The organism is Sulfuricurvum sp. (genome assembly GCF_028712165.1).
Lineage (GTDB): Bacteria > Campylobacterota > Campylobacteria > Campylobacterales > Sulfurimonadaceae > Sulfuricurvum.
Genome location: NZ_JAQTQR010000103.1, coordinates 1 through 7163, shown reverse-complemented (window position 1 = coordinate 7163; position 7163 = coordinate 1). Strand labels below are relative to the sequence as shown.

Here is a 7163-nt window from a genome sequence, read left to right as displayed (position 1 = left end):
TATAAGTTACTATGTTCCGTGAATACTTTCTTTTTTAGGAGGATTAAAATGAAACATGAACTTATGACATTGCCATATGCGCAATCTGCATTGGAACCTTATATTTCTGCCGAAACACTTTCTTACCATTACGGTAAACACCATGCCGGATACGTCAATAAACTCAATACATTGATCGAAGGGACTCCATATGCGGAGAGTTCTTTGCATCAAATTATTATGGAAGCGAAAGACGGTATTTTCAATAATGCCGCTCAGGTCTATAATCATGATTTTTACTGGAAAGGGCTTCTCAACAGTGCTACGGAAGTCTCAGCGGAACTTTCCCTTTTGATTGAACGGGATTTTGGATCGATGGAAACGTTCAAAGAGAAATTTCTGGCTGCGGCAGCCGGCTTTTTCGGTTCGGGATGGATATGGCTGGTTATCACAGATGCTGGTAAATTAGAGATTCAGACAACCGGCAATGCCGATACGCCGATACGTCACGGATGCACACCGCTGCTCACTTGTGATGTATGGGAACATGCGTATTATATTGATTATCGAAATGGGCGACCCGATTATCTCGCAAACTGGTGGAAACTGATCAATTGGCATTTTGTTTCGGATAATCTTGCAGAATTTCAGAATGATCCGATTTCGGGATATTCAGAACCGTGCAATGAAGATACTATTGTTTGCGAGTACGTTGACAGTATGCAAGAAAATGAGCATACGCCATCTTAACAGAGATTAAAAATTCAAGAAAGCGGTTTAGCCGTTTCATTGCTGTTCGAGCAGTTTTTCGTATTTTGTTTTGAGCAGTAGATATTCTCGGTGAAGCTGCTCATACTCTTTTTTATAATCGATTTCATCAAAACTTTCAGAAGGTTCGGAAGAGGGGAGAGGCTGTTTTGCTTCTGAAAGGACGATATATGTCACCTCTTTGCCATCTTCGTTCTTGACCAATGTAGGCAGTTCGCCGTTCATCGTTTTTTTGATAACGGTGTGGATACTGAGACGGTTTTTTGCCGCATATTTTGGGATACTGATTAAGTCGGGTGAATTCATAATTCTATTGCCTTTTTATACATTCCAACGCAACAACGGCTATGGTATAGTCGCCATCATGGGTGATGGATACCGATGTGTCAGTAATACCAAAATTGTCGCGTACTTTTGATGTTAGGGAGATGAGGGGAGCCCCTTTTTGGGTTTTTGAGAGGATTATGTCGTGAAAACCGCATTCGGAGCCTATGCCACAGCCTAGAGCTTTGGCACAGGCCTCTTTGGTAGCCCAGAGACCTGCAAAATTACGGTGGTTTTTATATAAAGCTATATCGTGTGGAGAAAGGACTCGTTTTATAAATCGGTCGCCGAAACGCTCGATTAAGCGTTTCATCCGATCGGTTTTGATGAGGTCAATGCCGATCATTGCACCACGAAGTCTGTAAAGTAAACGTGTTGAACTTTGCCGTCTTTGAGATGTCTGTTGAGTTCATGCACGATCTCTTCTTTGAGTTTTTCTTTCCCTTTGACTGTAGAGATCTCTTCTAATGATTTAGAAGAGAGGATACGGATAATAATATCTCTAAAGACCGGTTTTTTCTCTTCAAGTTCGGGGCTGAGTTCTTTGCCGCCCATTTCCAGATTCATCTCAACTTTGAGATAGCGTCGACCGCTTTCTGAGAGAAGGTTGACGGTAAAAGTTTCAAGCGGGAACATCAAACCGATCTCTGTAGATGCTTCTTCTCCCCCTCCGGAAGATTCGCCGCCGCTTGCATGTTCACCTTCTGCAGCAGCCGGAGCTTCTTTATGAGTTGCTTCGGCATTTTTTCCTGCAGCTTCATCATTTCCCATCATTAAAAAAGCAACTACACCACCGATGATTAAAATCAGAACCAAAACTCCGATGATAATAACGAGGAGCATATTCCCCTTTTTCTTCTTTCCCTCTTCTTCCGGGGCAGTTTCTTCTTTCTCTTTTTCAGCCATCCATAGCTCCTCGATAAAGTTAATCCTTTATTGTAGCAAGAAAGTTATGAAAATTGCCACGTGTCATAATGGAAATTTTGGTAAACTTAGCGGATGAAAAGAAGGATTCCCTTATGCTAGAGACATTATTAGGTTATATCGGCCGTCCGTTTGTCCAATTTTATGAGACGATAACGCGGTTCGGACTATTTATATTATTTCAAATACAATTGTTTAAGGTGTACCCGCTTGCTTTTAAACGATATAAAATTGTTTTAAAACAGATTGAAGTGATCGGATTCGGGTGTATAGGGGTTGTCTCACTGACGGCATTGTTTACGGGAATGGTCTTGGCTATACAGCTTTATAACGGATTCCATCAATTCGGTGCAGAGAGCTTCATCGGATACACGGTTTATTTTTCTATTACCCGTGAGCTTGGTCCTGTATTCGCTTCTCTGATGTTGATTTCCCGTTCCATCAGTGCAATGGCAGCCGAACTGGGAACAATGCGGGTAAGTGAACAGATCGATGCTATTGACATTTTGGGAGTCGATTCCAAAGAATATCTAATCACTCCGCGTATTATCGCAACAGTAATCTCATTGCCTCTATTGGTTATATGGTTTGATTTTATCGCGATCGGTGCAGGCTATATGATTTCGACGGGTGTTCTGGGGATCAATCCGATTACCTATCAAGATACGTTGATGCGTTTAGGAGAATTTAGCGATATTATGAGCGGTGTGATTAAAGCGGCAGTGTTCGGATTTATTGTCAGTTCAATCGGGAGCTATATCGGTTATCACACTAACGGCGGAGCACGCGGAGTAGGGCAATCGACGATTCTCGCCGTTGTTTACTCGGCAGTTGCGATCTTCGTCACAAACTATTTTATCTCATCACTCTTTTTATACCTGGATTGGTAAAAATCAATCTCCGAGCTCACTTAGAGGTCGGAACTGATAAGTGTCGGGGTCATAGTACTCGATAGCTCCGGTCTCAATATCATAATACCATCCATGGATAAACAGCTTATCTTCTTCCACCATTCTTTTTACATACGGATAGGTAAGAAGGTTTTCAATTTGGGTAACGATAGAGAGACGTTCTGTCGCGCGGAGCAGTTCTTCATGCTGAGCATGTACTCCTAATGCGAGAATCGCCATAGATTTTGCTTTTTCTCCCAATGTGAGCCATTTGGCTGTATGGACCATTGATGTGTTGCAGGATGTTTTGTAGAGAGCTTCGATTGCTCCGCAGTGAGAATGTCCGCAGATAATGATTTCAGAGACTTCTAAGACCATTACGGCATATTCTATCCCTGCCGCAGTTGAATGGAAATCTTCATCGGGTTTATAAGGGGCGACAAAATTTCCGACGTTTCGAACAACAAAAAGATCGCCGGGATTGGATTGGACGATAAGGTCGGGAATAACACGTGAATCAGAACATCCGATAAAGAGGGCGCGCGGATTTTGACCTTCTTTGACGAGGGTGAGCAATTGGGTCTCATGTTTTTTAAAATAGGTTTGCTGGAATGTTTCGTTCCCGTCGGCAAACTCTTTGAGACGTTCGATACTTAAATCAGCGGCATTCTTACTCAGTGGCACTCTTCAATCCCTAATTGTTTAATAATCGCTTCATACACTTTACCGCCCTCACGGTCGCAATCGTCATGATACTCAATCGTGATCATTTTTTTACCGCCTGTAACATCTCCGCCATAAATATTAGGTTTAATAGAACATAGAGGACTGCACTCAGCGATCGCTTTTTCGATCATTTGATGTTCTTCTTCGGTTGAATAAGCAAGTGATAGTTTAGTGTATCGCTCTTCAGATTTGTGATCGGCAACAATAGAACATACTGGCATAAAAGATCCTTGTTTTATAATTACTCTATTATACGAAAAATTTGGTTAAAACCATTCCAAAAGTTTACTAACTTCATCAATTTCATAACATTTGATGGAGGTTTTTTCGAGCGGTTTTTTCGGGATAAGGGCTTTGGTAATCTGTTGAGACGCTGCTTCTTTAAGCCGTTGATCGAGTTGATAGACTTCACGGATATCCCCGACGAGGGAAACTTCGCCGATGAAAACCGTCTCTTTTGAAATGGCACGATTGCGGAAACTGCTGATAATAGCGGCGAGAATCGCCAAATCGGCAGAGGTTTCGGTGATTTTGATCCCTCCGGTGATGTTGATAAAGACATCGTAGCTGTTGAGGGGAATTTCAAGCTTTCGCTCCAACAATGCCAAAAGCATATTGAGACGGTTGTTTTCAAATCCGGTTGCTTGACGTTTTGGGTTAGGAGCATGGGTATCGCTCACGAGTGCCTGAACTTCAAGAACGATAGGGCGTGTCCCTTCCATAATAACAGTGAGGGCAGAACCGCTTTGCGATTTTGTGCGGTTAAAAAAGCGTGATGAGAGGTCTTTTGCTGAGACGAGTCCGTCATGGCGCATCTCGAAGACGCCGATCTCGCTGGTAGGGCCGAAACGGTTTTTAAACCCGCGTAATATACGCAGTTCATGTCCGCTGTCACCTTCAAAATAGAGGACGACATCCACCATATGTTCCAAGACACGAGGTCCCGCAATCGAACCCTCTTTGGTAATGTGTCCGATGATAAAGATAGCGATTCGACGCTCTTTGGCAATACGCATCAAATCAAACGTGATCTGGCGTACCTGTGTTACCGATCCCGGAGCAGAAGCGATAGTTTCGGAATAGAGGGTTTGGATCGAGTCGATGATGATGCACTCATAGGCGCGCTCATGCAGTTCACCGAGCACCTGCTCGAGCCGTATCTCTGCGAGGAGATAGAGATTGTCGACATTGGCTCCCAAACGGTTGGCACGGAGTTTAATCTGGCCTTCACTCTCTTCCCCTGATACATAGAGAACATTTCGATTTTGACGTGCGAGGTTGGAACCGATTTTCAGAAGAAGGGTCGATTTACCGACTCCCGGACTCCCCCCGATAAGGACGAGGGAACCGGGAACGATTCCCCCGCCGAGTACCATGTCGAGTTCGGCATCGTCACTGGTATAACGTTCGGTATGCTCTTCAACGATTTGGGTAATTTCTTTGGCTTTGGTTCCGGCAGAAGGTGAAGAGGTGGAGGTAAGTTTGATCACTTCCTGCTGTTGTTCACTCAGCTCGACAAAACAATCCCATCCGCCGCAGTTGGTACATTTCCCCATCCATTTTGGGGTGGTGAACCCGCAGTGCTGACATTCGAAGAGGACGTTTTTTTTCTTGGCCATTATTTATTCAATTCTTCCCCGAAAATCGCATCCAAAATCCCATCTACAAATTCGTATTTATTAAACACAACGAGGTGCTCAGGCTGTTCACCGACACCGATGTAGAGGATTGGAAGCTGCAAAGCATAGGCGATAGAGAATACGGATCCCCCTTTTGCGGTACCGTCTAGTTTGGTAATGATGATTCCATCCACTCCGACCATTTCATTAAAAGCTTTAGCCTGAGCGATAGCGGAACTCCCTTGTGTACCGTCGAGGATCAATATTTTGTGATGCGGTGCTCCGGTATGGGCTTTATCGCAGATACGGACGATTTTTTTCAGTTCATTACCGAGATTCGTCTGAGTATGGAGTCGTCCGGCAGTATCGATGATGACCTGCTCAAAACCGCGTGCTTTTGCCGATTCGATCGTGTCGTAGGCTACGGCACTTGGATCATGTCCTTGGCGCGAGGAGATGATCGGAACTTCCAGTTTGTCTGCCCAGCGCGTAAGCTGTTCGATCGCAGCGGCACGGAAGGTATCTCCGGCTCCGAGTATGACCCGTTCTCCATTGTTTAGATGGTGTTGTGCGAGTTTGGCAATGGTAGTTGTTTTTCCGGCACCGTTTACACCGATGATCAGAGAAACTGTCGGTTTGTTGGGATTCTCAGGAAGAGTATTTTGGGCAAAACTAAGCGTTGCTAGAAGCTTGGAACGCAGTTGTTCTCGGGTAATGTCATTCTGGTACAGTTCACGGAGGATGATCTCGACAAGATCGTATTCTACATCGGCTTCGAGGAGAATGTTCTCAAGCTCGTCTTTGGAAATTTTGGCTTTTTTCTCCGGTGCAATAGCCGCTATTGCATCAATGGTCTTTTGTAAGCCCCGTTTGATAAATCCAAACATACTTTATTTTCCTAACGCTTGAGCGATGTCGTGATCGATAATCTCTTCTTGGGTCGCTCCGGTATAGTGGGTGACGTATTCCCCGTTTTTATACATAACCATCAGAGGGATCGGGAATTGCTCTCCGACACCGATCGTAGCGGCAATTGCCCGTGCAAGAGCCTGATTATCGGCTTTATTGGAAATGAGGTAATTGCCTCCTCCGAATTTTTCGCGGAATGCATCGAGTTCAGCGTTACTTTTATCATCTTCGATGGTGATTCCCATAACGATCAAATCATCCCCGTATTTTTTTTGCAAGTTACCCATATGCCGTATTTCAGCTTGACACGGAGGACACCACGTCGCAAAAATATCAAATAATACGACTTTGTCTTTTCCTGCATCCAGTGTAAAATTGGCTCCCCGTTTCTCAACATTGTAACTTTTTCCCAGAGTGTCCATAAGGGTGAATTCGGCTGTAGAGACTAATGGTTGATCGGAGGACTCTTTATTGCATCCTTGGAATAAAAGTCCCAGAGCGAACAAAGGAATTAAAAAATGTGCAAAACGCATACAAAACCTTTTTAGAGTAAAATAAGGAAGATTATAACGAAGCAAAGGTAAAAAGTGACCAAAAGCGATTTTAGAGCTTATTGTCTGGATCAGATCAAGAATGCAAACGCAAGTACCAAAAATTATCGGGATGAAAGAGTGCGAATACTGCTGATAAAGGTGCTTAAACATTTGAAGGCAAAGCGTGTCCTGGCATTTTGGCCGATGGGTTTTGAAGCGGATATTCGTAAAACAATTATAGCTTCACGTGCGATGAGTGAAGTATATTTGCCGTTTATGGATGGCGTCAGTTTCAAAATGGTACCATTAAGATACCCGTTGGAACGTAAGGCTTTTGGGATTTATGAGCCGCGGGATTCGTATAGAAAATATAATTTAATAGATGTAGCTATTGTTCCTGTAGTGGGAGTAGACGGGTCACTTCGCCGAGTAGGTTTCGGTAAAGGGATGTATGATCGATTTTTTCCGACCCTTAAAACCAAACCGTTTAC

At 43.8% G+C, this 7163-nt stretch carries 11 protein-coding genes; 3 read left to right on the top strand and 8 right to left on the bottom strand.

Going from position 1 to position 7163, the window contains the following annotated elements:
* Window positions 1-48: 48 nt before the first annotated feature.
* Entirely contained in the window at window positions 49-729 is a 681-nt protein-coding gene (locus PHP90_RS13345) for a superoxide dismutase (RefSeq protein ID WP_299930904.1), read from the top strand.
* A 36-nt stretch (window positions 730-765) separates the two neighbouring features.
* On the opposite strand, the gene PHP90_RS13340 is transcribed toward PHP90_RS13345, so the two are convergent.
* From PHP90_RS13340 to fliL, 3 genes are read right to left on the bottom strand one after another with little or no spacing between them, the layout of a single operon-like run.
* Window positions 766-1053 carry a hypothetical protein gene (locus PHP90_RS13340; protein WP_299930902.1) on the bottom strand — a complete coding sequence of 96 codons (288 nt, stop codon included), beginning with the start codon at window positions 1051-1053 and terminating at the stop codon, window positions 766-768.
* Between the two features lie 4 nt (window positions 1054-1057).
* A complete protein-coding gene (gene acpS / locus PHP90_RS13335) occupies window positions 1058-1417 on the bottom strand; it encodes a holo-ACP synthase (RefSeq protein ID WP_299930900.1) in 360 nt (119 codons plus the stop codon).
* Window positions 1414-1977, bottom strand: a complete 564-nt coding sequence (gene fliL, locus PHP90_RS13330) for a flagellar basal body-associated protein FliL (RefSeq protein ID WP_299930898.1) — start codon at window positions 1975-1977, stop codon at window positions 1414-1416. Before fliL ends, acpS begins: the two co-directional genes overlap by 4 nt.
* Window positions 1978-2090: 113 nt before the next feature.
* Here fliL and PHP90_RS13325 point away from each other — a divergent pair, with 113 nt between their 5' ends.
* On the top strand, window positions 2091-2885 hold the full coding sequence (locus PHP90_RS13325; RefSeq protein ID WP_299930896.1) for an ABC transporter permease: 795 nt from the start codon (window positions 2091-2093) through the stop codon (window positions 2883-2885).
* A gap of 3 nt (window positions 2886-2888) precedes the next feature.
* Here PHP90_RS13325 and PHP90_RS13320 read toward each other — a convergent pair whose 3' ends face one another.
* Genes PHP90_RS13320 through PHP90_RS13300 form a run of 5 tightly spaced genes read right to left on the bottom strand, consistent with a single transcriptional unit; the run spans window position 2889 to window position 6672 of the window.
* Window positions 2889-3569 carry a carbonic anhydrase gene (locus tag PHP90_RS13320; protein WP_299930894.1) on the bottom strand — a complete coding sequence of 227 codons (681 nt, stop codon included), beginning with the start codon at window positions 3567-3569 and terminating at the stop codon, window positions 2889-2891.
* The gene (locus PHP90_RS13315) at window positions 3560-3832 is read right to left on the bottom strand and encodes a hypothetical protein (RefSeq protein ID WP_299930892.1); all 273 of its coding nucleotides are present in this window, start codon (window positions 3830-3832) and stop codon (window positions 3560-3562) included. Before PHP90_RS13315 ends, PHP90_RS13320 begins: the two co-directional genes overlap by 10 nt.
* Before the next feature lie 45 nt (window positions 3833-3877).
* Window positions 3878-5230 carry a DNA repair protein RadA gene (radA, locus tag PHP90_RS13310; protein ID WP_299930890.1) on the bottom strand — a complete coding sequence of 451 codons (1353 nt, stop codon included), beginning with the start codon at window positions 5228-5230 and terminating at the stop codon, window positions 3878-3880.
* Window positions 5230-6117, bottom strand: coding sequence for a signal recognition particle-docking protein FtsY (gene ftsY, locus PHP90_RS13305; RefSeq protein WP_299930888.1), 888 nt, complete (start codon window positions 6115-6117; stop codon window positions 5230-5232). The genes radA and ftsY overlap by 1 nt, the downstream gene beginning before the upstream one ends.
* Window positions 6118-6120: 3 nt before the next feature.
* Entirely contained in the window at window positions 6121-6672 is a 552-nt protein-coding gene (locus tag PHP90_RS13300) for a TlpA disulfide reductase family protein (RefSeq protein ID WP_299930886.1), read from the bottom strand.
* 54 nt (window positions 6673-6726) lie between these two features.
* Here PHP90_RS13300 and PHP90_RS13295 point away from each other — a divergent pair.
* A partial coding sequence (locus PHP90_RS13295; RefSeq protein ID WP_299930884.1) for a 5-formyltetrahydrofolate cyclo-ligase occupies window positions 6727-7163 on the top strand: 437 nt, incomplete at its 3' end.